Origin of the sequence: Neisseria sp. HMSC064E01 (genome assembly GCF_001808875.1) — a bacterium.
In the GTDB taxonomy this organism is placed as follows: domain Bacteria; phylum Pseudomonadota; class Gammaproteobacteria; order Burkholderiales; family Neisseriaceae; genus Neisseria; species Neisseria sicca_A.
Genome location: NZ_KV794899.1, coordinates 1 through 395, shown reverse-complemented (window position 1 = coordinate 395; position 395 = coordinate 1). Strand labels below are relative to the sequence as shown.

Annotated in this window: 1 protein-coding gene; it reads left to right on the top strand. The window is 57.5% G+C overall.

All coding sequences use genetic code 11. The features are described 5' to 3' along the window. A partial coding sequence (locus HMPREF2572_RS03015; RefSeq protein WP_210385285.1) for a contractile injection system protein, VgrG/Pvc8 family occupies positions 1-395 on the top strand: 395 nt, incomplete at both ends.

Genomic DNA, 395 nt, shown 5'->3' with positions numbered 1-395 from the left:
TTCGGCGACAGTCCCGAACACTACTTCCGCGATCAAAGTCTGCCCGTTTCCTACCGCCCCCATGCCGGACTGGAAAGCGTCGGTACCGAAGCACTGTTCAACCTCAGCATCCGCCACAACCCCATTGTCGAAGGCATACGCAGTGCCGACTACAACTACCGCAGCGCCGATACCGACCTCTTCGCCGAAACCGACAACAAACAGTCTGAAGAGTCGGCCGACAATACCGTCTTACTGGGCAAACAGCAAAACTGGGGCCTTCATCCCAAAACCCCCGACGAAGCCAAAGTTCAGACGACCCTGTTGAACGAAGCCGTCCTCTGCCGCCAAACCGTCGCCAACGGCAGCGGCAACGTCGTCTCCATGGCACCGATGAAAGTGTTCCAAACCGATAC